At 63.1% G+C, this 23,387-nt stretch carries 23 protein-coding genes; 11 read left to right on the plus strand and 12 right to left on the minus strand.

The genetic code is table 11. From position 1 onward, the window contains the following. Window positions 1-29 precede the first annotated feature (29 nt). Window positions 30-644, minus strand: coding sequence for a LysE family translocator (locus tag SU48_RS07730; protein ID WP_064014749.1), 615 nt, complete (start codon window positions 642-644; stop codon window positions 30-32). Between the two features lie 37 nt (window positions 645-681). Between SU48_RS07730 and SU48_RS07735 the strand changes: the two genes are divergently transcribed. The 6 genes from SU48_RS07735 (at window position 682) to SU48_RS07760 (ending at window position 5,895) form a co-directional block, all read left to right on the plus strand. After that, the gene (locus SU48_RS07735) at window positions 682-1,851 is read left to right on the plus strand and encodes an RNA ligase (ATP) (protein ID WP_231881564.1); all 1,170 of its coding nucleotides are present in this window, start codon (window positions 682-684) and stop codon (window positions 1,849-1,851) included. A gap of 308 nt (window positions 1,852-2,159) precedes the next feature. After that, window positions 2,160-3,290 carry a HAMP domain-containing sensor histidine kinase gene (locus tag SU48_RS07740; protein WP_064015930.1) on the plus strand — a complete coding sequence of 377 codons (1,131 nt, stop codon included), beginning with the start codon at window positions 2,160-2,162 and terminating at the stop codon, window positions 3,288-3,290. Further along, window positions 3,287-3,871: a response regulator transcription factor gene (locus tag SU48_RS07745; RefSeq protein ID WP_026298755.1), complete on the plus strand. Its 585-nt coding sequence runs from the start codon at window positions 3,287-3,289 to the stop codon at window positions 3,869-3,871. Before SU48_RS07740 ends, SU48_RS07745 begins: the two co-directional genes overlap by 4 nt. A gap of 141 nt (window positions 3,872-4,012) precedes the next feature. Beyond that, window positions 4,013-4,525 carry a hypothetical protein gene (locus tag SU48_RS07750; RefSeq protein ID WP_064014750.1) on the plus strand — a complete coding sequence of 171 codons (513 nt, stop codon included), beginning with the start codon at window positions 4,013-4,015 and terminating at the stop codon, window positions 4,523-4,525. A gap of 236 nt (window positions 4,526-4,761) precedes the next feature. After that, window positions 4,762-5,448, plus strand: coding sequence for a DsbA family protein (locus tag SU48_RS07755; RefSeq protein WP_064014751.1), 687 nt, complete (start codon window positions 4,762-4,764; stop codon window positions 5,446-5,448). 9 nt (window positions 5,449-5,457) lie between these two features. Continuing rightward, the gene (locus SU48_RS07760; protein ID WP_064014752.1) at window positions 5,458-5,895 is read left to right on the plus strand and encodes a disulfide bond formation protein B; all 438 of its coding nucleotides are present in this window, start codon (window positions 5,458-5,460) and stop codon (window positions 5,893-5,895) included. 4 nt (window positions 5,896-5,899) lie between these two features. Here SU48_RS07760 and SU48_RS07765 read toward each other — a convergent pair whose 3' ends face one another. Next, entirely contained in the window at window positions 5,900-6,685 is a 786-nt protein-coding gene (locus tag SU48_RS07765; protein ID WP_064014753.1) for an SDR family NAD(P)-dependent oxidoreductase, read from the minus strand. 183 nt (window positions 6,686-6,868) lie between these two features. Here SU48_RS07765 and SU48_RS07770 point away from each other — a divergent pair, with 183 nt between their 5' ends. Further along, window positions 6,869-7,768, plus strand: a complete 900-nt coding sequence (locus tag SU48_RS07770; RefSeq protein WP_064014754.1) for a carbohydrate kinase family protein — start codon at window positions 6,869-6,871, stop codon at window positions 7,766-7,768. 7 nt (window positions 7,769-7,775) lie between these two features. Here the strand turns inward: SU48_RS07770 and SU48_RS07775 are convergent, their stop codons facing one another. Next, window positions 7,776-8,333: a type I phosphoribosyltransferase gene (locus tag SU48_RS07775; RefSeq protein WP_064014755.1), complete on the minus strand. Its 558-nt coding sequence runs from the start codon at window positions 8,331-8,333 to the stop codon at window positions 7,776-7,778. 16 nt (window positions 8,334-8,349) lie between these two features. Then, entirely contained in the window at window positions 8,350-9,705 is a 1,356-nt protein-coding gene (locus tag SU48_RS07780) for an HD-GYP domain-containing protein (protein WP_331710174.1), read from the minus strand. 189 nt (window positions 9,706-9,894) lie between these two features. On the opposite strand from SU48_RS07780, the gene SU48_RS07785 reads away from it, so the two are divergent. Continuing rightward, entirely contained in the window at window positions 9,895-10,626 is a 732-nt protein-coding gene (locus SU48_RS07785; protein WP_064014756.1) for a TetR/AcrR family transcriptional regulator, read from the plus strand. A 117-nt stretch (window positions 10,627-10,743) separates the two neighbouring features. Beyond that, the gene (gene pgi, locus SU48_RS07790) at window positions 10,744-12,390 is read left to right on the plus strand and encodes a glucose-6-phosphate isomerase (RefSeq protein ID WP_064014757.1); all 1,647 of its coding nucleotides are present in this window, start codon (window positions 10,744-10,746) and stop codon (window positions 12,388-12,390) included. 73 nt (window positions 12,391-12,463) lie between these two features. Here the strand turns inward: pgi and wecB are convergent, their stop codons facing one another. The 5 genes from wecB to SU48_RS07815 form a co-directional block, all read right to left on the minus strand. Further along, window positions 12,464-13,624 carry a non-hydrolyzing UDP-N-acetylglucosamine 2-epimerase gene (gene wecB / locus SU48_RS07795; RefSeq protein WP_157451219.1) on the minus strand — a complete coding sequence of 387 codons (1,161 nt, stop codon included), beginning with the start codon at window positions 13,622-13,624 and terminating at the stop codon, window positions 12,464-12,466. A gap of 13 nt (window positions 13,625-13,637) precedes the next feature. After that, complete coding sequence (locus SU48_RS07800; protein ID WP_064014759.1) at window positions 13,638-14,816, minus strand: MraY family glycosyltransferase; 1,179 nt, start codon at window positions 14,814-14,816, stop codon at window positions 13,638-13,640. Between the two features lie 166 nt (window positions 14,817-14,982). After that, a complete protein-coding gene (locus tag SU48_RS07805) occupies window positions 14,983-16,284 on the minus strand; it encodes a S41 family peptidase (protein WP_157451119.1) in 1,302 nt (433 codons plus the stop codon). A gap of 330 nt (window positions 16,285-16,614) precedes the next feature. Further along, complete coding sequence (locus SU48_RS07810; protein WP_064014760.1) at window positions 16,615-17,106, minus strand: NUDIX hydrolase; 492 nt, start codon at window positions 17,104-17,106, stop codon at window positions 16,615-16,617. After that, entirely contained in the window at window positions 17,103-17,855 is a 753-nt protein-coding gene (locus tag SU48_RS07815) for a fumarylacetoacetate hydrolase family protein (RefSeq protein ID WP_064014761.1), read from the minus strand. Before SU48_RS07815 ends, SU48_RS07810 begins: the two co-directional genes overlap by 4 nt. A gap of 224 nt (window positions 17,856-18,079) precedes the next feature. Between SU48_RS07815 and SU48_RS07820 the strand changes: the two genes are divergently transcribed. After that, entirely contained in the window at window positions 18,080-19,543 is a 1,464-nt protein-coding gene (locus SU48_RS07820) for a class-III pyridoxal-phosphate-dependent aminotransferase (protein WP_064014762.1), read from the plus strand. 97 nt (window positions 19,544-19,640) lie between these two features. On the opposite strand, the gene SU48_RS07825 is transcribed toward SU48_RS07820, so the two are convergent. Beyond that, window positions 19,641-20,675, minus strand: a complete 1,035-nt coding sequence (locus SU48_RS07825) for a DUF1517 domain-containing protein (protein WP_082869715.1) — start codon at window positions 20,673-20,675, stop codon at window positions 19,641-19,643. A gap of 88 nt (window positions 20,676-20,763) precedes the next feature. Here SU48_RS07825 and SU48_RS07830 point away from each other — a divergent pair, with 88 nt between their 5' ends. After that, a complete protein-coding gene (locus SU48_RS07830) occupies window positions 20,764-21,159 on the plus strand; it encodes a hypothetical protein (protein ID WP_064014763.1) in 396 nt (131 codons plus the stop codon). 125 nt (window positions 21,160-21,284) lie between these two features. On the opposite strand, the gene SU48_RS07835 is transcribed toward SU48_RS07830, so the two are convergent. Both SU48_RS07835 and SU48_RS07840 read right to left on the minus strand, forming a co-directional pair. Next, window positions 21,285-22,046, minus strand: coding sequence for a polysaccharide deacetylase family protein (locus tag SU48_RS07835; protein ID WP_082869716.1), 762 nt, complete (start codon window positions 22,044-22,046; stop codon window positions 21,285-21,287). A gap of 71 nt (window positions 22,047-22,117) precedes the next feature. Beyond that, a complete protein-coding gene (locus SU48_RS07840; protein ID WP_064014764.1) occupies window positions 22,118-23,329 on the minus strand; it encodes an MFS transporter in 1,212 nt (403 codons plus the stop codon). Window positions 23,330-23,387: the final 58 nt, after the last annotated feature.

Below are 23,387 nucleotides of genomic sequence, written 5' to 3' on the forward strand. Positions count from 1 at the left end.
CTCTCCTCTGGTGCGCCTTCTTATCGTGGTCAGCGTTCTGTCAGGGCCAACTGCACGCTCAGGGCGGCAAAGGTGGCCGCAAACGAACGCCTCAGCCAGACGATTGCTTGAGGCGAGCGGGCCACATAAGTTCGGATGCTGCCCGACAACACGCCGTAGACCGCGAACACAGCGAAGGTGACGGTCATAAACACCGCGCTGAGGAGAAGAAATGAAGCGGTGGGCGAAGGCGTACCCGCTGGAATGAAATGGGGCAAGAACGCGAAGAAAAAGAGGGTTAGTTTAGGATTCAGCAGATTGAGCAACACGGCCCGCACAATGATCTGGCGAGAGTTTTGGTGTGATGTACCCGCATTGAATTGCAAGGTTCCCCGGTCTTGCCAAGTGGCCCAGGCCAGGTACAACAGGTAGGCCGCTCCAGCAAACTTGAGTCCCTGAAAGACGGTAGCGCTCATGTGCAACACGAACGATAAGCCCAACACGCTGGTGAGCAAGTGCGGGATGATGCCCAACGTACACCCGAACGCGGCGGCGAGACTGGCCCGCCAGCCATAAAGCAACCCCGTTGAAATGGTATAAATCGCGCCCGTTCCCGGAATCAGGGCGACGATCAACGATGTCAGCATGAATTCAGTCGTGAGCATGGGTGCTTCACTTTAAGCGGGACAAGAGAGAATTGCCGTGCATAAGCCATCACTGATGGAAATGGCGGATTGCCGTTCCCACACCGGGGCGGCATTCTTGCTGTCGGGCTACGGGATTTGCCCCAAGGGAGAACATCAGATGGCACAGCGGCAAGTGATCAAGGCACAGGCGCAACTTTTTCCGCACCCAAACGCGGAACGGCTGGCGCTGTGCAAGGTAGGGCCATTTCAGTTGGTGGTTCAGAAGGGCAATGTTAAGGACGGCGATCTGATCGTGGTCGCGCCAGAGCGGGCGCTGTTGCCGCCGCAATTTGCGGGCCTATACACCAATGCCGACACGGGCGTGTCCTATTTGCACGGCCCAGACGCCAACCGCGTGGTCAGCATGCGGCTGCGGGGCGAGCGCTCTCAGGGCGTGATCTTGCCGCCGGACGTGCTGGAATCGCTGGGCCTGTCCGATTTGCCGGTAGGAGAAGACCTCTCGGAGCGGCTGGGCATCACGTTTTACGAACCGCCTGTGCCTGTGTCTATGGCAGGCGACGCCGAGAACGTGAGCGGCGTACTAGGCAGCGGCTACCGCCACCACGATGTAGAACAGTTCGGCATCTACGAGCGCGACTTCGTGCCCGGTGAGGCTGTGGTCGTGACCGAAAAGCTGCACGGGTCGCAGGGCATCTATTACCGGGCGGCGGGCGGCGAGTGGGTCGTGACCAGCAAAGGGCTGTCGCGGCAGGCGCTGGGGCTGAAAGAAAACGCTGGAAACGTGTACTGGCAGGCCGCCCACGCCGCTGGGCTGTTTGAAGCCGTAGCCGCCGCTTACCCGCAAGACACCGCTTCACCGGGCCAAGAGGTACAGGTGTTTACGGAAGTCCTGCCTGTGCAAAAAGGCTACGGCTACGGCCAGAGCGGGCCAACCTTGCGGGTGTTCCGGCTCGTGGTAGACGGCAAGGATCAGCCCTTTGCGGACTGGAAAGGCTGGTTTAAGGAGTGGGCCGTGCCTCTCATTTACACTGGCCCCTTCGACGCCGCCCATATCCGCACCCTCAAGGAGGGGCCGGAAACCGTGTCTGGGCGCGGCCTGCATACCCGTGAGGGAGTGGTGGTGGCCCCAGTTGCGGCCCGCTACGCTTCAGATGGAACACCGCTGCGCGTCAAGCTGATCAGCGACGCCTATGCCAAGAAAGAAACCGGAGATGAATTGAGCTGAGAGGAAGGCAGGGCGGCCTGAGCGCCAGATGAAAACCAGATGACAGCGGGCCTCGGTGAGTCACTTTGGCCCGCTGTGTTCTGCCGTGTGATTCCTGCCAACCGTACAGCATGAGCAAAACTGCCCTTTGGCACGGGAATCTCAGGTGACCCATTGGCCCACCCATCGGGGGCGGCATCTGGGGGGCTTGACACATGAGAGGCCAGAAGGTAGCCGTGACGGTTCTGTCAGAACGCGGCGGTTAAGCTGCCTTTATGAGCGCACGTGATGCCAGCATGAGGACTGCCCCAGATCGGGTGGCAGACCGGATGGCAGCTCCGCTGGTTTCAGCCCATCACACCAAGGAGCAGGTGCGGCTGCGGGCCACCCTGCGCGGGCAATTTACGCTGGTCATTTTTCTGCTGGCCTTCCTGCCCAATCTGGTGCTGACCTTCACGGCGCAGCCCAATGTGCCCACCCTGACGCTGGTCGTGTGGATGCTGGTGGTCGGCCTGCTGTGTGCAGTTACAGGCTACGTCCTCAGCGGGGCACTCCTGCGGCCCCTGAACCGCCTAGAGACAGAAGTGCAGCGCGGCGATTTTGCCCAGCCCCACGCCGACGACCCCGCCGAAATTCGTGCCCTGCGCGGCGCGTTCACCACCCTCCTAGACCGCCTCGGCACCGAGCAGGGCCGCCGCAGCGCCTTTATGGCGACGCTGGTGCATGACCTGAAAACGCCCCTGATCGCCACTGGGCACCTGACGCACGCCCTGACCGCCTACCCATTGCCAGAAGCCGAGCGCCGCGAAGTGGGCGTGCAGATTCAGGCCGAAACCGCCCGCTTGCTGGCGCTGGTGCAGCAAATGGCCGACGCCCACCGCTTCGAGCGTGAAGATGTGCAGGTGCAGTTGGTACAAACTGACCTGCGCGTTTTGCTGGACAACGTGGCCCGCCGTATGGCCCCCCAAGCCGAAGCACGCGGCCTGAGCCTCAGCGTGCGCGGCAGCGGATCAGCCCCGGTAGACGCCCACGTGATAGAACGCGCCGTTTCCAACCTGACCGAAAATGCCGTGCGGTACGCGCAAACGCGGGTGCAGTTGTCGGTGACGCCGCAGGGCATTGGCGTAGAGGACGACGGCCCCGGCCTCAGCGGTGATCTGGCCGACCTCGCGCAGCCCTTCAATGCTCAGCCTGCCCTGATCGCGGGGCAGCACTACACCGCCGGAACCGCCGGGCTGGGCCTGTTTATCGTGCGGCGCATTGCCGAGGCGCACGGCGGGCAACTGCTGTACGAGCGCCACCCGCCCCCCCTGTTTGACCCCCACCGATTAGAGCCGCCCGATCCACTGGCCCCACCTTCGGTACACGATCCAACCACCAGTGCCACGCACACTGTCCCAGACGTCTTTTCTCCCTCCTCTTCCCTGTTTACCCTGACCCTTCCGGAGGTCACCCCATGAGACTAGTCATTGCCGACGACCACCCCTTGTTCCGTATGGGCCTCAAGTACGCACTCATTCATCAGGGATTTGACGTGGTGGCCGAAGCCGCCGACGGTCTGGCCGCGCTGGACGCCTGCCGCCTGCACCAGCCCGACGCCGCCCTGTTGGACGTGAAAATGCCCGGCATGACCGGCATCGAGGTCTGCGAGAAGCTGCGCCTGAGCAACCCCAACGTGGTCAGCGTGCTCATTACCACCTTTTCCGAACCCGCCATCGTGCAGGCCGCCCGCGCCGCCGGGGCCAGAGGCTACGTGAGCAAGGAAACCGACCCCGAGAGCCTCGCTCGCCAACTGCGCGACATCGTGGCCCACCCCGAAATTGACCGTCTGCCGCATGTAGATGTGCCGCGCCTGACCCCCCGTGAATCCGAAGTGCTGCCGCTGCTCGCTCAGGGCTACAGCAACAAGGAAATCGCCAAGAATCTGGGCGTCAGCCCCGACACCGTGAAGGATCACTTGGCCCGCCTGTACGCCAAACTGGACGCCGGTGACCGCACCGAAGCCGTCAGCCGGGCCCGTTCCATCGGCCTGCTGCACTGAAGCGAACAAAAAGTACCTCTGGAAGGGGCGCTTCGGCGTCCTTTTTGTTATGGGCAGAGGTTGTTTGTGTGGGGAGATTCCCCTGTAGGTACAGGTATTTGTGCTTGCAATCTCTAGCGCATCGGCCAGAATGAGGGCGTGATGAAGACTTCCGCCCGTGCTTTGCTGTTTGCCGCCCTCTCTGGAAGTGCCCTGTTAAGCACAGCCGCCGCACAAGCATCAGCCCAACCGACCCAGAGAGAATCTGTCACCATTTGGGGCAGTCTCGCGTCCGAATTTTTGGTTCTTCCCGGCCTCAGCGCGGGCCTCAGCGTCGGTGTGGGGCAGTTGGGCGGGGCCAGCGTATCCGTGCGGGGCATGGCCGACGTGATCTTTGTTCCCCTACCCGATGTCAATGTGCCGATTGTGCCCTTGGTGGGGGCCGATCTCCTGTTCAGCGGGCCTGCGGGCAACGTGACCGTGTACGGCGGGCCGGGCGTGGGCACCGTGCTAGGCGAAGTGTTCTGGGTCAGCGGCACGGCGGGCATCCGCAACACCTTCGGAGATTCACGCTGGGGCTACTTCACGGAACTCAAGGGGCGTTATCTCTTCGACACGGCTGGAACAGGTCTGCTCTCCCCCGGCACTCGCCTTGGGCTGACCTACCGCTTCTAAAAAATGCTAGAGCCAGTTTTAGGCGGCTTTGACCCAGAGATTGAGCGGGCGGGTGGGGCGATGTTGACACCCTTCAAAACGCTGTGACAGACCCAGATCGTCCCAGTTGCGCCGGGCGAAGAGATGACAGGGATTGCGTCTGATTCCAGATTCATCAGAACAGCACCGATTCTCTGTATACCTCCCGCCTTTGCCTCTGCCCCGCTCATCGGCGCGGTTGGTACACTGGCCCCAACATGACCCGTCTTCAAGGAACCAACCCCAACCGCACCATTCTGGTGATCGGCACACTCCTGGCCGCCGCTCTGATCGCCCTCGCGCTGTTCGCTGTGCGCGGCCAACCCAGCGGTTCTACCGCAGTCGTCAACTTCGACACTTCAAGTCAGCCGGTGCTGGGCCAGTCCGACGCGCCCGTGACGCTGGTGGTATTCGAAGATTTCAAGTGCCCCAACTGCAAACGGTTCGAGGATGAATTCCTGCCCGAACTGAAGACCAAATACATCGACACGGGCAAGGCGAAATTGGTGTCGATCAATTACCCGTTCTTGGCGCAGAGTGCCCGCCTGCCCACCGACGACAGCAAACTGGCCGCGCAGGCTGTGGAGTGCGCGTTTGTGCAGAGCAACGACCTGCACGAGAGCTACAAGTCGGTGCTGTTTCGTGGGCAGGGCAACGAATCGGCAGTGTGGGCCACCAAAAGCCGCCTGAAAGACTTGGCCGCCAACGTGGAAGGGCTGGACACCGCCAAGTTTGCCACCTGCCTCGACAACGACGAAACTGCCGCCGCAGTGGACGCCGACGAGAAGCAGGCCGTGGACGCCAAAGTCGCCGGAACGCCCGCCATCTACGTGAACGGCAAACTGGTGGACAGCTACGCCACCGCCTCGGTCAGCGCCGCGATTGATGCTGCGCTGCAAAACTGAGACGCAGAAATGACACGCGACAACCGCCTGTATCTGGCGTGGGTGGTGGCCCTACTCGCCACCATCGGCAGCCTTTGGTTCAGCGAGTCGCGGGGGTTTATTCCCTGCGTGCTGTGCTGGTTTCAGCGGATTGCCATGTACCCGCTGGCGTTGCTGCTGGGTATCGCCGCGCTGCGGGGCGACCTGACGATTCGCGCCTACGCCCTGCCACTCGCCGCCGTGGGCTGGGTGGTGGCCCTGATTCATAATCTGGAAGACTGGGGCGTCATTCAAAGCTTGAAGGTGTGCGGCGTAGGCCAGACCACCGCCGGATGCGACGTGCAGTGGCCCATCTGGGGCGGCGGCGCACTGGCGGGCCTGAATTCTATCCTCACCATTCCCGTTCTGGCCCTGATCGCGTTTACCCTGATTATCGGCCTGCTGAGTTGGGGCAGACGGCGGATGTGAGCGGCTAAACCGGTCTGCCCGCCATCATGAAGCTGGCGGTCATGCCGCCGTCTACAGGCAAAATAACGCCTGTCAGAAAGCTGGCCTCGCTGCTCCCCAGAAAGTAGACGACCTGCGCGACTTCACGCGGCTCTCCGAGGCGGCGTAGGGCGTGCAGGTCTTCATAATCACGGCGGGTCTGTTCGGGGTTGGCGCTCGCCGTGATGGCCTGCAATACCGATTCGGTACTGATCGCGCCGGGAGCCACAGCATTGACGCGCACCCCACGCGGCGCGAGATCAAGGGCCATCGCGCGGGTCAGGTTTACCAGTCCACCCTTGCTGGCGTTGTAGGCAGCGTTGCCCTGCTCGGCAAACAGCCCCTGCACGCTGGCGACATTCACGATGGCACTGCCCCTCGGCATCAGATCGATCAGGTCACGGGTCAGCAGCAGCGGGGCACTGAGATTGACATTCAGAGCGCGTGCCCAGCCGCGAGCGCTCACGTCCAGCACGCCGCCGTGTGCGCCCTGATAGGCAGCGTTGTTGACCAGCACACCCACGCCGCCAAGCTCACGGGCGGCGCGGGCAATACGGCTTCGGCCCGCAGCACTGGCCACGTCAGCCCGCAACCGGAGACTGCCCTTCGTCAGGGGCGGCAAATTCAGGTCTACGCCGAGTACCGGATGGCCACGCTCCACGTACAACTCGGTGATGGCCCGGCCAATTCCTCGTGCCGCACCAGTGACCACCACACCTGCGAGCGGAATGGACGGGGCCGTTGGAGTGGCCGGAAACGGGGAGGCAGCCATTCCCTAGTGTGACCCGGCTGTGCAGGCAATGAGTAAACGGCCAGACAGAATGAAGAAAGGCTCAAGCGGCAGCGGGTAGAGGCATTGTCAGGAAACGTCTGACCCACGCTCGGGTACAAGTGCGGAACGGCGAATAGGCAACACAGCCGCCTGAACTGACCTTGTGCTTTAAAGTGGGCGCGTATGACATTGCCCTTGATTGTGAGTGCTGGAGAAGCACTGACCGACCTCGTGACCGGCGGCGGAAACGTCTGGAACGCCCATCCCGGAGGAGCAGGCTGGAACGTGGCGCGGGCCTGTGCGCGGCTGGGTGTGCCGAGTGCCTTTGCGGGTGCAGTGGGGCAAGACAACTTTGGCGACGACCTGCTGCGCGAATCGCTGGAAGCAGGCCTTGACCAGCGCTTTTTGCAGCGTGCGCCCGCCCCCACGCTGATGGCCGTGGTGTATTCCAAGTCGCCGCCCGCTTACCGCTTCTTAGGAGAAAACAGCGCCGATCTGCACTTCGACCCCACCGCCCTCCCCGATGGCTGGCTGGGCGCGGCCCGCTGGCTGCATGTGGGAGGCATCAGCCTTGCACGCTGGCCGCTGGCCGATACGCTGCTCGGCGTGATCGAATCGGCGCGGGCAGCAGGCGTCAAGATCAGCTTTGATCCCAACGCCCGGATTGCTCACCGCCACCCCGACTATCCCGCCGTGTTTGGGGCCGTGATGCGCCGCGCCGACCTGATCAAGCTCAGCGACGAGGACTTGCACTTTTTCTTTCCCGGACGCAGCGAAGACGACGCCCTGCGCGATCTGCGCGGCATGAACGCCCGTTCACCCATCGTGATCACACGCGGCGCGGCAGGCGCGACCTTGTTTCAGTCGGCGGGCCGTTTAGATTTGCCGACCACACCCGTACAGGTGATAGACACGGTGGGTGCGGGCGACGCCCTGTGTGCCGGAATGCTGGTCAGCGCCACCGAAAATCCCGACGCCCTCTGGAACGACCACCTGCAAGTCGGACTTCGCGCTGCCGCTGCCGCGTGTGCCCGCGCCGGAGCCTACGCGCCTACACGGGCCGATCTGAAAGCGTTGGGGTAAGGCAGGGCTACTCGCGCACCTGCTCCCAGCGCACAGCCTCGCCTGCCGCACACTGTGGGCAAGCCGAGGCCGAAAACGTTTGGTAGGGATGCGGCCACAGCGTCAGCAGAGGCACCTCTGGCAGCAGTGCCGTCTGACGCACCGTCCAGACACTCAGGCCCACTACGGTATGGCCCGCCCGCCGCATTTCGGCCACCATCAGGCGGGCGTCGGTGCCCGTACTGATCAGGTCGTCTACCAGCACAACCCGCTGCGGGGATGCTGGAACGTTCATGCGGTGGAAGGTCATTTGCCCGTCTTGGAGGTTAACGAAGGCGACAGGCAAGGCCAGATGACGCGCCACGAACGCGGCCAAGACTGCCCCGCATTGGCTGGCTCCGACAATCAGATCGGCGGTGGGCCAGTGGGTCTGGATGGACGCGGCTTGCGCTCGAGCCAACCCGTCCAGCCGCACCGGATCGCGTACCAGTTCTCCCTTTTCCAGCCAACCGTTCGCGTGCAGGCTGTTCTTAAAAACAGCGTGCCCGTCACGCCGTAGCCTATCCGGCAGCCCTGATTCTGACACCCTAAAACACCCGGCTCTAAGACACGAGGCGGGCGTCGTCGTGTTCGGCCATCATTCGCAGGAAGGCTTCTACGTACTGCGGATCGAACTGGCGGCCCGCCTGCATCCTGATCTCGTTCAGGGCGCGTTCGCGTGTCCAAGCGGGCTTGTAGGGCCGGGCGTTGGTGAGAGCGTCGAACACGTCGACGATGCTGAAGACCCGCGCCGTCTCGGGGATGTTCTGGCCGCGCAGGGCGGCGGGGTAGCCCGTGCCGTCCCAGCGTTCGTGGTGGTAGCGCACCAAGTCGAGCGTCTCTGCGGGTAAAAAATGCAGGTCTTGCAACATGTCGTAGCCCACGGTGGTATGGGTCTGAATAATGCGGCGTTCTCCGGCGTCCAGCGGGCCTTGCTTGTGCAGAATCCGGTCTGGAATCGCCAGTTTGCCCAGATCGTGCAGATACGCGCCCCAGCGCAGGGCTTTGACCTGATCTTCGTCCCAGCTCATGCGGCGGGCGAGGCGCACACTCATGCTGACGACCCGGCTGGTGTGGCCGCCAGTATCGTCGTCACGGCGCTCCAGCGCGGCTCCCAACGACCTCAACGTGACTTCGTTGGCGTCGCGCAGATCGCTGATGGCCTGCCACTGCCCCAGCTGCGACCCCAGCAACCGGGCAAACGAGGCGATGACGCTCTTTTCGTCCTCATCAAAATCACGGTCTTCGGCGCGGGTAATGATCAGCACGCCGAGGTGCGTGGTGGCCCGCCCGTACACGGGAGCCACATGGTATTTCTGGCGCTGGGCTTTGGGCAGCAGGCTCAGGGCTTCCTCTGCCACCCAGTGGTCGGCCTGTACGCTGCGGCTGTCGGTGTCGCTGGGGTGAATAGGCTGCTCCAGAAAGACCTCGTACGCGCCTTTGGCCGCCAGAATATGTGGCGTGCCCTTGCGGTAGGCCACGAAGGCCAAGTTGGGAGCTACGCGCAATTTGTCCAGAATGCCCACGCCAGCGCGGATGATCGCGTCGGCGTCGCGGGCGTCTGCCAATCGCTCGCTGCCCACCCGCAGGGCGTCTATAGTGTTGCGCTGCCACGCCATTTCCCGCACCGAGGCTTGCTCGCGCAGGGTCATCAGGCCAAGGCCGCCGATAACGCACAGTCCCCCCAACAACTCGGCAAGCGTGGGAGCCGAGCCGGGCAAGACCAGAGACGCCAAGAAAGCGGCCGGGTACACAGCCAGGGCTACCCAGCGCCAGAGGCCTCTCAGCGGCCAGGACGCGGCGGCCAATACCAAGGCCGACCCGGCCAGCAAGCCCTGTTGGTCGGTCACCGCAGCGTATCCCAGCGCCAGCAACGCGAGTAACAGCATAAAATAGGTCAGGGGGCCGACACGGGACACCCCAGAAGTTTAGCACTCGTTGTAGGGCATTCCTAAATGAACACAGGGCTGAGTGGCTTCGCCCACTCTGACCAAGTGGGAAGTTCACATCAACATATCCTCATCTGGAGAGTAAGGCCCAGTCAGGCAGGGCCGGGCAGCGGCGGGGTATTGTAAAACCGTGAGAGGCAAGCTTGGGGAGACCCGCCCATGAAAGTTGACCGGGGAGAGCAAGATGACGCCCGGCGCGAACGCATTGCCCGCGCCGCCTTTGAACTGTTCGCCCGCAGCGGCCTAGACCAGACCAGCGCGCAGGACATCGCCCGCGCCGCGTTTGTGAGCCGCACCAACCTGTACCGCTACTATCCCAGCAAGATTCATATGCTGCTGGCGCACTTTGAGCGCACCGTGACCGACACGCGTGACGAGGCGATTCGGCGACTGGGCGCGGGCAGTCCGCCGCAAGCTGTATGGGGACAGGTGACAGCGAGAATGGCCGACCTAGGCGTGCGTTACCGCCATCTGGTGGGCGCAGTAGGGCAAGCTGTGCTGGGGGCCAGACACCACGACGCCCCGGCAGAGGCTCCGGCCCATCCGGGGACGCCCGCCGCCATGCATGACATCCGTACCGCCGTGACATTGGTGGCGCTGGTGGAACCTGTGCTGATCGCCATGCGCCATCAGGGCCATATTCGGCCCGATACCAACACCCAGTTTCTGGCCTCGCTGTTTGTGGACGCCTGCCTGCTGGCCCTGCTGCACGGCGGCCACCGAAACCAGCGCGAGGTGTTGCGTGATTGGCAAGACCGCTTCACGCTGATCATGCACGGCGCACTGGCTCCGGGTGTGACAGTGGCGAATATCGACGGGCAAGTGACGGCGCGGGTGACGTTGGAACCGCCTGAAACCAGCAACGTCGCGGCCCATTTCTTGAAGGGCTGAGGGCAGATTCAGACGGCTGGATTGACTCCATATCTGGCTCAACCGTTGGCCGAACATGGGTGAGGTGTTCAGGCAAGCTCCGGTGCCTAAGCCGGGGGCCGGGGGTATGCTCTGCGCATGTCGAATCCCGCCGCGCTGACCCACCTACCCGCTTGGCAAGCCCTCACAGCCCACTTTTCGGCCATGCAGCACACCCACCTGCGCGACCTGTTTGCCGCCGACCCCCGGCGCGGCGAGCGCCTGAACGCTGAGGGCGCGGGCCTCTATCTGGATTACAGCAAGCACCGCGTGACCGATGAAACGCTGGGGCTGCTGCTGAATCTGGCACGCGAAACCGGAGTAGAAGCCAAGCGTGACGCGATGCTGGCGGGCGAGAAAATTAATGTGACCGAGGGCCGCGCCGTGCTGCATACCGCCCTGCGTGCCCCACGCGGCGCGGCGGTGATGGTAGACGGCAGAAACGTGGTGCCCGACGTGCATGAGGTGCTTGCCCGCATGGCGACCTTTGCCGACAGCGTGCGGGCTGGGCAGTGGTTGGGCTTTACAGGCAAACCCATTCGCAACATCGTCAATATCGGCATCGGCGGCTCTGACCTTGGCCCCGTGATGGCGTATGAGGCGCTGAAGCACTACGCCCAGCGCAACCTGACCCTGCGCTTCGTGTCCAATGTGGACGGCACCGATCTGGCCGAAAAAGTACGCGACCTGAACCCTGAAGAAACGCTGGTGATCGTGTCCAGCAAGACCTTTACGACGCAGGAGACGATGGCGAATGCGGGAAGTGCGCGTGCATGGCTGCTGGCCGCTTTGGGCGACGAGGCAGCGGTGGCGCGGCACTTTGTAGCTGTGTCTACCAACGCCGACGCGGTAGGCAAGTTCGGCATAGATACCGCCAACATGTTCGGATTCTGGGATTGGGTAGGCGGGCGCTACAGCATGGACAGCGCCATCGGCCTGAGCCTGATGCTCGCCATTGGGCCAGACGGCTTCCGCGAACTCTTGGCCGGATTCCATGAGATGGACGAACACTTCCGCACCGCGCCGCTGGAAGCCAATTTGCCCGTGCTGATGGGCGTGCTGGGCGTGTGGTACAACAACTTTTTCGGCTCGGAAACGGTAGCCATCTTGCCCTATGACCAATATTTGTCTCACTTCAGCGCGTACTTGCAGCAACTGGACATGGAGAGTAACGGCAAGCACGTCACGCTAGGGGGCTCGGTCACGGATTACCAGACTGGCCCGGTCATCTGGGGACAACCCGGCACCAACGGCCAGCACGCCTTCTATCAGCTCATCCATCAGGGCACCAAGCTCATTCCCTGCGACTTCATAGGCTTTGCCCGTACACTGAACCCCATGCCCGTACCGGGTGGCCTGACCCACCACGACCTCCTCATGGCGAACGTGTTTGCCCAGACCGAGGCGCTGGCCTTCGGCAAAACGCTGGACGCCGTGCTGGCCGAAGGCATCGACCCGGCACTGGCCCCCCACCGCGTCTTCGATGGCAACCGCCCCACGTCTACCCTGCTGGCCGACCAGCTCACGCCGCGCATTTTGGGAGCGCTCATCGCTCTGTACGAACACAAAGTCTTCGTGCAGGGAGCCATCTGGGACATCAATCCCTTTGACCAGTGGGGCGTGGAATTGGGCAAAGTGCTGGCCGGAAAAATCGTGCCAGAACTGGGCAGCGAGGGGGAACCGCAGTTGGCGCACGACAGCAGTACAAATGCGCTGATTCGCTGGTATAGGGAAAAGCGGGCCTAAAGCAAGAACGTGGATCGTAGAGCGTGGAGACAGCCAAAACCACGTTCTACGACCCACTCTCTACGTTCGCTCCTCAGCCCCAATCGTCGGGCCGCTTCCCCAGCCCAAAGTGCCAAGCAATCGCCGCTGCGATGCGCCCGGACGCCTGCCCGTCGCCGTAAGGGTTGCGAGCGGCCCGCATGGCGGCCAACGTCGACTCGTTGCCCAGCAGTTCGGTCAGCACGCGTTCTAGCTGCGTGGGATCGTTTCCGGCCAGCTTCAGCACGCCTGCTTCTACACCTTCGGGGCGTTCGGTCACGTTGCGCAGCACCGCCACAGGCACGCCCAGCGCCGCACCTTCTTCTTGCAGACCGCCCGAATCGGTGGCAAGGAGCGCACTGGCGGCCATCAGCGGGGCCATGTCGCTGTAGTCCAGCGGATCGGTGAGTTCGAAATTGGGCAGCGCCCCCAGTACAGGCCGCACGGCTTCCTGCACGGCGGGCGACAGGTGAACGGGATAGATGAAATGGGTTTCAGGGAAGGCCCCAGCAACGCGGGCCAACGCTGCGGCCATTTCCCGCATCATGGGCTGGTTTTCCCGGCGGTGCATGGTCACGGTCACGAGGCGCTGACCCTTCTGCACGCGGGCTTGCCAGTCGGGGCGCAGAGGCACGCGGCCTGCCACTTCGCGCACGGCATCTACCGCCGTTTGCCCCGTCACCACGATATTGCCGGGCGCTTTGCCTTCCCGCAACAGGTTGGCCTTGCTGCCCGCTGTGGGCGAGAAATCCAGCGTAGACAGCACTCCAGTCAAGCGGCGGTTGGCTTCTTCGGGGAACGGCTCGCTGAGGCTGCCACTTCGCAGGCCCGCTTCCACATGGCCCACCGGAATACCCTCGTAAAAGGCGCTGAGGGCCACACAAAACGATGTAGATGTATCGCCGTGAACCAGCACCATATCGGCTTCCATCTGACGCAGCAGCTTGCCCGAAGGCGGCACGATGCGGGCAGTCAGGTCAGCCAGCGTTTGGCGGTCTGTCATCACGTTCAGGTCTTCATCGGGGGTGAGGCCGAAGACCGCGAGTGCGCCGTCCAGCATTTGGCGTTGCTGCCCGGTGGACAGGATCAGGGGCCGCAGGCCCGGATGAGCAGCGATGGCAGCGTACACGGGGGCCATTTTGGTGGCTTCGGGGCGGGTGCCGAAGGCGAGGACGATGGTTTTGGGAGCGGGCGTTTGGGAATCGGCAGCAGACATCGGGGGCATCATCTCAGCTTTCCTGCTGGCTGGGAACTTCTGTCTGAACAGCGGAAGTCTGAGCCGCTGAAAGTTGGGCCTCTGAGGGCTGGGCACGCATGCGGCGGTGGGCCACGAACCACAAGCAGGCCGAGACCACCACGCCCGTGAGCAGAATGACGCTGCCAGACACGCCTTGCAGCCACATCCCCATCATGCCGCAGACGAGCGAGACCGCCCAGAGGATGACGGCGGTGCGGCGGGCGCTGGCGGTGCGGGCCAACACCCGGAAGTGAATATGGGTTTTGTCGGGGTGGCCCAGCGGATTGCGAATCCCGCGTGCCAGCCGCCCAATCACGACTTGGGTGGTGTCCAGCACAGGCAGCGCCAACACGATCAGCGGCACGATCAGGCTGGCCCCGGCGCTGAGCTTGAGGGTTCCCAGCAGGCTTACAGCGGCCAGCGTATAGCCGATCAGATACGAACCCGTATCGCCCATGATAATGCGGCTGGGATTGAAATTGTGGCGCAGATACCCCAACGTCGCGCCCGCGAGTCCGGCCAGCAAAATGACGGCTGCCGCCCGGTCAGGGAACTGGGCCGCTGTTACCAACAGCACCATACTCACTACGAAGCCCACGCCGCCTACCACGCCGTCTACACCGTCCAGCAGGTTCACCGAATTGGTCAGGCCTACGATCCAGACCACCGTGATCAGGTTGCTGAGCACGATATTCAAGGCGTCGGGCAGGGCGGGAATGAACGGGATGGCGTTCAGGTCTATTCTCAGGCCGTTGACGATGAGGAGGAAGGCTGCCAACGTTTGCACCAGCAAGCGCGACAGCGGCGACAGGTTGAACTGATCGTCGATAAATCCGGTCAGCACCAGCAGGGACGCGCCCAGCAGAATGGCTAAAACTTGAATGTTCACCACTTCGATGACGATGGGCCGTAGCGCCCACGCCACCACGACGCTCAGAATAAATCCAGCGAAAATGGCTAGCCCCCCCGCGTTGGGGAGCGGCTCCTTGTTGATCCTGCGGGCATTGGGCTGATCGGCCCAGCCCACCTGAATGGCAAAAGCCCGCACACTGGGAATAAAGCGCCAAGTGAACACCCATGCCGTGAAAAACGTGAGCAGCACGCTGAGAAAACCCCGTCCCAACAGATCCGCGATACCAACTTGCGCCGCGAGCGCCTTCAAAGAATCCATAACCTGACCGAAGTGTAAAGGTCTGGAATGAGGAATGCGTCGTCAGGAAGGTGGAGGGGAGGAGGTCAGAGCATCAGCGCGAAAACTGCGGTGCAGGTCTAGAACGGAATGTAATCGGCCAGCACGGCTTTCTCGCGTTCTCCAGCCCACTGTCCACATCCTACCCTCAGTTCCCGTGTAGCCCCTGCTTAGGCGGCGCAGGCGGCTCGGTTCTGGGGGCTTCCCTCTTCGTCACCTGAGCTTTCAGCACAGTTAGGGCGGCGTCCAGCGTGGTGTCTTGCCCGGTGCTGGTTAGGGCGGCGATGTCGGTGGGGGCCAGAATATCGGGGGTAATCCGGTCTGGCAGGGGCTTGTCGGCGGCGTCGAAGGCTTTCAGGATGGTCAGGCCCAGCACGCCGCCATCGGGCAGGGGCCGGAAGTTGACGCCACTGTTGCCCACGCCGCGTGTGACCTCGCCAATGGCAGTGGCCCCAGACAACCGGGCGTAGTGGGTGAACACTTCGGCACACGACGCGGTATTTGGGCCGATCAGCACGGCCACCGGCTGTTTCCACACGGCCCAGTCCGGGCGGGCCATCCGCGCTACCGGCGACATGACCTCATCGCCAAGTAAACCGCCGTAGGTGAAGCCGCCCCGCTCGAACCGGGCGCGGTAGATGGTGGGGCCGAACACGCTGCTGGCCGCCACACACTCGTTCAAGCTGCCACCGCCGTTGTAGCGCAGGTCTACGATCAGCGCCTCGGCATTGGCCCGCTTGGCCTCGCCCACCCGCTCCAGAAAGAGTTCGGCGCTGTCGGATGACAGGAAGGTGGGGTACTGAATCAGTGCCGTGCGTCCGCCCTCACCCACCCAACTCAGGGTCGGTTCGTCGCGTGCCTGCAAGTTTTGGGGGGTCAGGGTCACGGTGCGCTCTGGGGTTCCGGCACGCTTCACACTCACGCTCATGGGGGAATTGGCCCGCTCCAGCCGCACAAATTCATTGGGGCCGATGGGTTGATCGGTTCCGGCCTGCTCACCATTGACCTGAGTCAGGAGGTCGAAGCGGCGCACTCCGGCACGCTCGGCGGGGCTTCCCGGCATCACCGACACCACCAACAGGCCGCCCGCTACCCGGCTCACCCGCGCTCCGGTTCGGGGCACCGATTTGTTCTGACTCACCTCGGCCAACCGCTCGGCAGCTTCGGCGTCACGCACGTTGGTATGGGCGTCACCCAGTTCCTTCAGCATGTCGGTAATGACGGCGCGGCCTGTGCCGTAGTCGCACGATTCCGCCTGTGCCTCGCAGCGTTCGGCCAGAATCGGCGCGTACTTTTGGGCCAGCGCCACCCGGTCTACCGTAGACCAGCCGTAATACCCGGTCTGCACCGCTTTGGTCACGGTGTCGAACAGGTCGGTGGCAGGGCTGGCAGCGGCTAAACCACAGGTCAGGGCAAGCAGGAGCGCGGGCACGCAGCGGAGTTGTGGCACGGCCTCAGCGTAGCGCGGCGGGGGTAGAAATCATGGTCTATGGGGTTACGCTTGAGGACGGCTGGCTTTTGGGTGGCCCCCGTTGGGTGAAGGTAGGCGGGTCTGTTTTCTCCCACGTTGGACTCCCCCACCCCCCAAAGGAGTAAGGGGAGTTAACGCTCCGCTGAGGAGGATCGATCTTGTCGCATATAGACTCGGCTAAATCGTTCGTTCGAAGCAGAATCGGCAGTTTGTCCTGAAATGGAATTGGCCCGGCTACTGCGTGGACGACGGCCTCACACGGACTTGGGCGGGAATGATCTGGGGTGGCGGTGTTAGACGATTTTTCTCTTATTCCCGGTAATGCACCATATGCTGCACTTCTGGCGAGGCGAGGAGTGAAGGCAGTCGCCCCACCAAAAACGCAGGCCGGACATCCACAGTTTGCAGGTCTTCTAGCGCGAACCAGTCGAACGTCACACCCTCATCCAACTTGTTGGCGAAACTGCTGCTCGGAAGCTGCGGGCAACCCGCCGCCAGATAGAAGAATTGCAAACTGTGTATTTCTTGGCCTCCCATCTGCCCAAACAATTCAGCCACCAGAGCCAGCCGCAATTCACCCAACACCGCGCCTGTTTCTTCCAAGAATTCGCGGCGTGCGGCTTGTTCGCTGGCCTCTCCGCTTTGGATGCGGCCACCGGGCGTAAACCAGAAATCCGCGTGGTTGAACTTGTTCAGCAGCAGATGACCATCCCGCACGATCAGAACGGCGGCGCGGGCGCTGAAGCGGATTTGGCCCAAATGCAGGTCTACGTCAAGACTCTCAGTTTCAAGAAGCGTCACCCGATCAGCGTCGTCAGTACGCCCACGCCTTCCACCTCAACCTCTACCGTGTCGCCCTTTTCCAGTGGCCCCACGCCTTCGGGGGTTCCGGTCAGCACCACGTCGCCGGGTTCCAGCGTCACAAAGCGGGTGATGTAGGTCAGGATCTGAACCACGTCGAAGATCATCTGGTTGGTGCGGCCATCTTGCCGGGTCTGGCCGTTCACGCGGGTCTGCACGCGCAGGTCAGCCGGATTCAAGTCGGTTTCCAGCCAAGGCCCCAACGGACAAAAGCGGTCAGCAGCTTTGGCGCGGAACCATTGCAAGTCGGTTTTCTGGCGGTCACGGGCGGTCAGGTCTAGACCGCAGGTGTAGCCCAGTACGGCGTCCAGCGCGTCTTCAGGCGTCAGGTTGCGGGCTTGCTTGCCCATCACCAGTGCCAATTCACCTTCAAAGTGAAAACTCTCTGTCCAGTCGGGCTTTTCTACGGTGCCGCCGGGTTCGGCCAGCGCATTTGGCCCTTTCAGGAAAATGCCGGGTTCGGTGGGGAGGCCTGCCGTGTCGTTGCCCAGTTCCCGAATATGATCGAGGTAATTGCGGCCCACACACACGATTTTGCTGGGTTCGGCAGGGGCCAGTAGGGTTGCTTCGGCAAAAGCCACCGTTTGGCCTGTGCGCTCTCCAGTCACGCCGCGCGTCAAATAAACCATGTCGTTGTCGAGTTGGCCCCAGTGTGGCCCGCTTTCGGTCTGAATTCGGACAATCCGCATGGGCCAAGCATAGAGCAGTTCTCCGAATTACGTGATCAGAAAAAAGACTTCTGATCACTCCATTCTCCGTCCTGCTCGGTACAATTCACTCGCTCCGCTCGGTCATTATGATGACAAATGCTCTAGGGCGCGGAAGCCAAACCGTCTGCCCTATGTCGCTCCCCAAAGCCGCATGGCGTGAACCGACCCGGCGCGATCCCGCCCGTGCGGATAGACTAGCCCGCATGACTGTTGGCCTTCCCGATGGGTTTATTCGCGCAAGTGAGGTGCTGGACGAGCGTTTTGCCGGAACAGCGGCGCGGCAACTCGATCAGCAATTTGGCAATGAAGAATTGCTGTACGGCCTGAATCTGCTGGGATTGGCCGGGCCGTTTTCGCGGGTCACGCCGTGGGAACTGGAGGATGAAGCGGGCGTGCGGCGCATCAACGCTTCCGGCTACGCGGCCACCCCGTTTGGCGAAATGCCCCCCGTGCTGACCGACTTTTTGCAGGACTTCTTGACCAAAAACCGGGCGATGGGCCTGCCGCAGCAATCGTCGGGGCCTTGGCGGGCGGCGCTGCAAACCAATCTGGTGCGCCTGCTGGCCCGCGAACTGCCCAGCCACACCGATTCGCAGGTGTTTTTCTGCTCCAGCGGCACCGAGGCCATAGAGGGCGCACTGAAGTTTGCCAAAGCGTGGCGGCCCAAAGCCAAGTTTCAGATTTCGTTTTCCAGCGGCTATCACGGCAAAACGCTGGGCAGCCTGAGCCTCACGCCCAATCCCGAATATCAGGATGTGTTTCGGCCACTCGTACCGGGAGCGCTGACCTGTCCATACGGCGACCTGACCGCGCTGACCAGCCTGATCCGGCGTGTCGGCCCCGACAACGTGGTGTGCGTAGTGGTGGAACCCATTCAGGGCGAAGGCGGCGTGAACATTCCGCCCGCCGGATTCCTGAGCGGGCTAGGCGAACTGTGCCGCAAGTACGGAATTGTGGTCATTGCCGACGAAATCCAGACTGGACTGGGCCGCACTGGGCATTGGTTCGAATCGGCGGCGCAGGGGTTAGATGCCGACATCATCACGCTCGCCAAGCCGCTGGGCGGCGGCATGACCGCAGTGGGCGCGACCATCGTTCGGCACGCCATTTACAAAAAGATGCTGGGCGGCCTCAGCAGCAAACGGCACTCCAACACCTTCGGCGGCGGCGCGATGGCGATGGCGGTGGGTCTGAAGTCACTGGAATACCTGATGGACAATGACCTGCCCGCCCGCAGTCTGAAACTGGGCGAATTGGGACTGGCCCGCCTGAGAACCATTCAGGCCGAGTACCCCAGATTGCTGGAAGATGTGCGCGGCCAAGGGCTGCTGCTGGCGATGCAGTTTAAGCCCATGCTGGGGCTGCCCCTGCCCGAAGTACTCAAGGAACTGGTGTTCGAGGCCACCGCGATTCTGGCCCTGCGCGAACTGCACGGCAGCGGCGTGATGGGCAATCTCAGCCTCAGCTCCAAGCGCACGGTACGCCTGACGCCCGCGCTGGACATGCCCGAAGACGTATTCAAGATCATGATGAACCGCGTGGCCGACTTTGCCGCTCGCAACCCGGCGTCACGCCATATTCTGACCAATACGCCGCCCGCCATGACGGCGAAACTGGCGAAATTTGCAGCGAGCAAGCCGAAAAAACGGACGCCCAGCGACGGGTAAAAGCCCGAATGTGGAATGGAGAGGGTGGATAGTGGTTGGGCTATTCCCACTGTCCACGATCCACCCTCTCCGATCTCTGATCCGGCCCACCCACCCCTTACAGTTTGGTGAGTTTCGGATACTTCTGAATCGCCTCATCCTCACTCAGAAACTCGCCTTCCACATCCGGACTCCAGACCACTTCGGCGCGGATCAGGTCGCCGGGGGCCACGCTGCTGATGGCGTTCAGGGCGGCGCGGGCTTCGGCAGCGTTGGTGACGCCTGCGGGGGGCAAGTTATCCAGCGTATGGGCGGCGATGGCGATGGTCACGGCCAGATACAGGTCGCCGGAATCGTTGTCGGCCTTGTAGTCTTTGCGCTGCTGGAAACCAGTATTCACGTCTTTGTTCTGGTAGTTGCTGGTGGTCTGTTCGGTAAAGGCGGCGCGGGCTTCGGTGGCCCACGCGCCCACTTGCGAATCGGCGGCGTTGGCGGCTCCCTGTGCGCGTTCTACGTTGCCGTACACCCAGCGATCCGGGTGACGCAGGGCCACCAGCGCGGCTTCTTGCAGCATCCGGGCAAGCCCCTCGTTGCTGTCGGGATCGCCGGACTGGGCCACCCGTTGCAAGGCTCTTTTGACTTCATCGCCCTCAGCCATCAGGAGTTGCACACTGACGGCCTGCGCCGTACCGCTGAAGCCCGCCAGCCCGCCGCCACGTGTGAGGGCACGTGCCCCGCCGCCCGCCATGCTGCGGCGCATGGCCCCCACCACCGAGAACACCACGAAGCCGAAGATGATCAGGCCGATGAAGCCGAAGCCGCCGCTCCCGCCGCCGTAATAGCCGCCGCCACCCGTATTGACGATAATCGGGCCGCTATAGCCGCCCCCGTATCCACCGCCGTAGCCGCCCCCGCCGTATCCACCGCCGCCGCCCCCATAGCCGCCTCCCCCACCGCCCGAAGACCCACCGGAACTGCTGCCGCCAAAGCCGCCGCCCGATTGGGCCGAGGCCGTGCTGTGCAGAGTCAGGCTGCCGAGGGCCAGCACGAAGGCCGCCGCGAACAGCAGCAACAGGGCAAATGGGCGCAGGCGGGGCTTGGCTTGGTTATGCAAGTCTTGCTGGTGCGAGTGTTGATTATGAAAGCGGGGCATGATGGCTCAGTGTACGGGCCAAACGCGCCCAGCGTTCCAGAATCGTGAGGCCTGCCTTTAGAGGTCGGGGGCGGGTACACTGCCGAACATGACCGATTCTGCACCTACTCCTTCCATTGTCCTGACTGCTCAGCAGTGGCAAATCTTTTTAGAAAGTCTGTACGAGCGCGGCGACAAACTCGATCTGCGCGAGGAAGGCGGCGTCTATCATCCGCGCAAGGAAAAAGTAGACGCCTACGTGTTCAGCGGCCACGCCGAGGCCCTGAGAAGCGAGGAAGTAGACGGCGACATTTGGGGCACGCTGGAAGACATCGAGGAAACTGCCGACTCCGAGGAAGAAGCGTGGGCCAAAATCGTGGCGTTCTACTTGGGCCGGGGCTGCGTGCTGATGGAAGTGTTGCCGGAAGAAGCAGGCGAAATGCCGGAACAATGGCTGATCTCGGAACCGTTGGCGCGTCGGCTGGGGTTGTTGGCAACGGCGTAAAGGTTGGTATAGAGGGGCGTTTTTGGGGCGAGGGCTAAAAGCTAAGGACTGGGAGGGGGAGTGAATGAGCGCCAGCGTTTGCCCTAGCCCTCGCCTTTCTTAGACCCTCGACCCTCAGACGCCCTTCACAGGCCATAGCTCGCCCGCAGCCGCGCCAGCCCTGCCCGCACACCGATGCGCTGCATGGGCAGATCGCGCAGCAGCACAGGTGTCAGGCCGCGTTCGTGCAGGCCATGCAAGATCAGGTCAAGCAGTTCGGGCGTAACCTCCGGGCCGTCGTGCAGCAAGATCACGCTGCCGGAGCGCACCTGCTCTAGCGTGTGCCGGGCCAGTTCAGTGGCGGGCAAGTCCAGCCAGTCGCGGCCTTCCGTGTCCCACAGGGCAATGCGGCGGCGGGCAAGGCGGGCCAGCACACGGGTAAACGGACTGTGGCCGCCGTAGGGTGGGCGGAACAGCAAACCGGGTTGCCCTGCACGCGGATGCCAGCGCACCTGGGCCCATTCCATCCACGGGGGTAGCAACAGAGCGGGGCGGTGCCAGATACCGTGCGCCTCCAATTCGTGGCCCGCGTCGGCCAGAGCTTGTATCAGGTTTGGGTGCGCGGCGGTGTGCGGGGCCGTGACGAAAAAGGTGGCGGGTGCGCCGTGCCGCTCCAGCACTGCCGACAACTCCAGCGTGCGGGGGCCGGGGCCGTCGTCGAAGGTGAGGGCCACGCGGGGCCGGGTGCGGGGGCCGGGGCCAAGCGCACCCCATCCGGCGGCGCGGCCCAGCACATCGGCGGCCAGCACGGCGGCAGCTAGAGCCGTGCCAGCTTTAATCCAAGGTGCATAAGAATTGATTTGAATGGCGGGTTCCTGCCTTTGGGTGGGCCGTGAATTAAAACCCATGAATCGCGCTTGACCTTCCTAAGCCGGAGTACCTTCATAAACCATAGTTCTAGGGCCGAGGTTATCCAGCTCTAGCCATGAACCGCCGCCGGAAACGCCCTCCTGAACACGGCGTAAGCACTGGCCGTGACCAGAGCCAGCGCCGCGCCCACCACGAACGGCCCGCTGACGCCGATGGCCTGATACGCCAGCGCCCCCACCACCGGGCCGAAGGCGGTTCCGGCATTTTCGACGGTCATCAGTGCGCCCCACGCGGCGGGGCGTTCGGCTTCGGGCAGCGTACCCGTGACGAGGGCTGACCAACCGGGCGTGACGCAGCCGTAGCCGATACCCAGCACCACCGCGATGGGGTAAAACGCCCAGAGGGGAGGCAGGGTCGCCACCAGCAAGAAGGCCAACCCGATCAGGCCAAAGCCGCTGGCCAGCACCAGACGGGCGTTGCCCCGGTCTGCGATTCTTCCGGCGAAGGGAATAGTGGCGTAGGCGATGACGCCGCCCAGCGCCAAAATAGACACCAGCGGCCAGTACTCTAGGCCCAGTTTTTTGGCGATAGGAAAGAGCAGCGGGCCAATAAGCGACAGGGTTCCAGTTTGCAACAGCGCCGCAGGCATCAGCGGCAGCAGGGAGCGGGCCACCCGGCGCACGCTCTCGCGGCTGGGGGCAGGCGGCGTTTCGCGTTGGCGCACGCGGCGCATGGGCATCAGCAGCGCCCCGCACACGGCCAACAGTTGCAGCCCGCCCGCCAAGATCAGCGGAAAATTGCCCCCCTGCTTGCCAATAGCGCCGTACACCAGCACGCCCACGCCGATCATGGGCAGGGCGCACATGGTCACGGTGGACAAGGCCCGCCCGCTGTAGCCGGGTTTGCTGGAATCGGCGGTCAGGTTCAGTGCGCCCGGCCACATCACGCTAAAGCCGATGCCGTGCAGCACGGCCACCAGAATCAACATCCAGAAGGTGCTGACAAACGGCAAACAGGCCACCGCCAGCAAACTGAGCAGTGCCCCGCCTGCCACCACGGGCCGCAACCCATAGCGCGAAATGGCCGCCCCCGCCGGGCCGCGCATCAGGGTATCGGCGATCAGGTGGGCGGTCAGAGCCGCGCCCGTAGCCGTGAGGGGCAGCCCGAATTCGGAGCGTCCCACCAGCGGGAGGTACCCCACATACAGGCCGTTGCGGACAAATTCGGCGCAGGCTACCGCCACCGTGGCCCCCATCACCGGAACGAGCGTGCCGGGCAGCAGCGGAATCCGGTCAGCGAGTGGACGCTTGCCTGCCGTCATGCAGCGGCTCCACTGCCACAGCAGTGGAGAGGAAAGCGAACAGATGGGGGGCACATGA

The sequence above is a fragment of the Deinococcus puniceus genome, assembly GCF_001644565.1.
GTDB lineage: Bacteria > Deinococcota > Deinococci > Deinococcales > Deinococcaceae > Deinococcus > Deinococcus puniceus.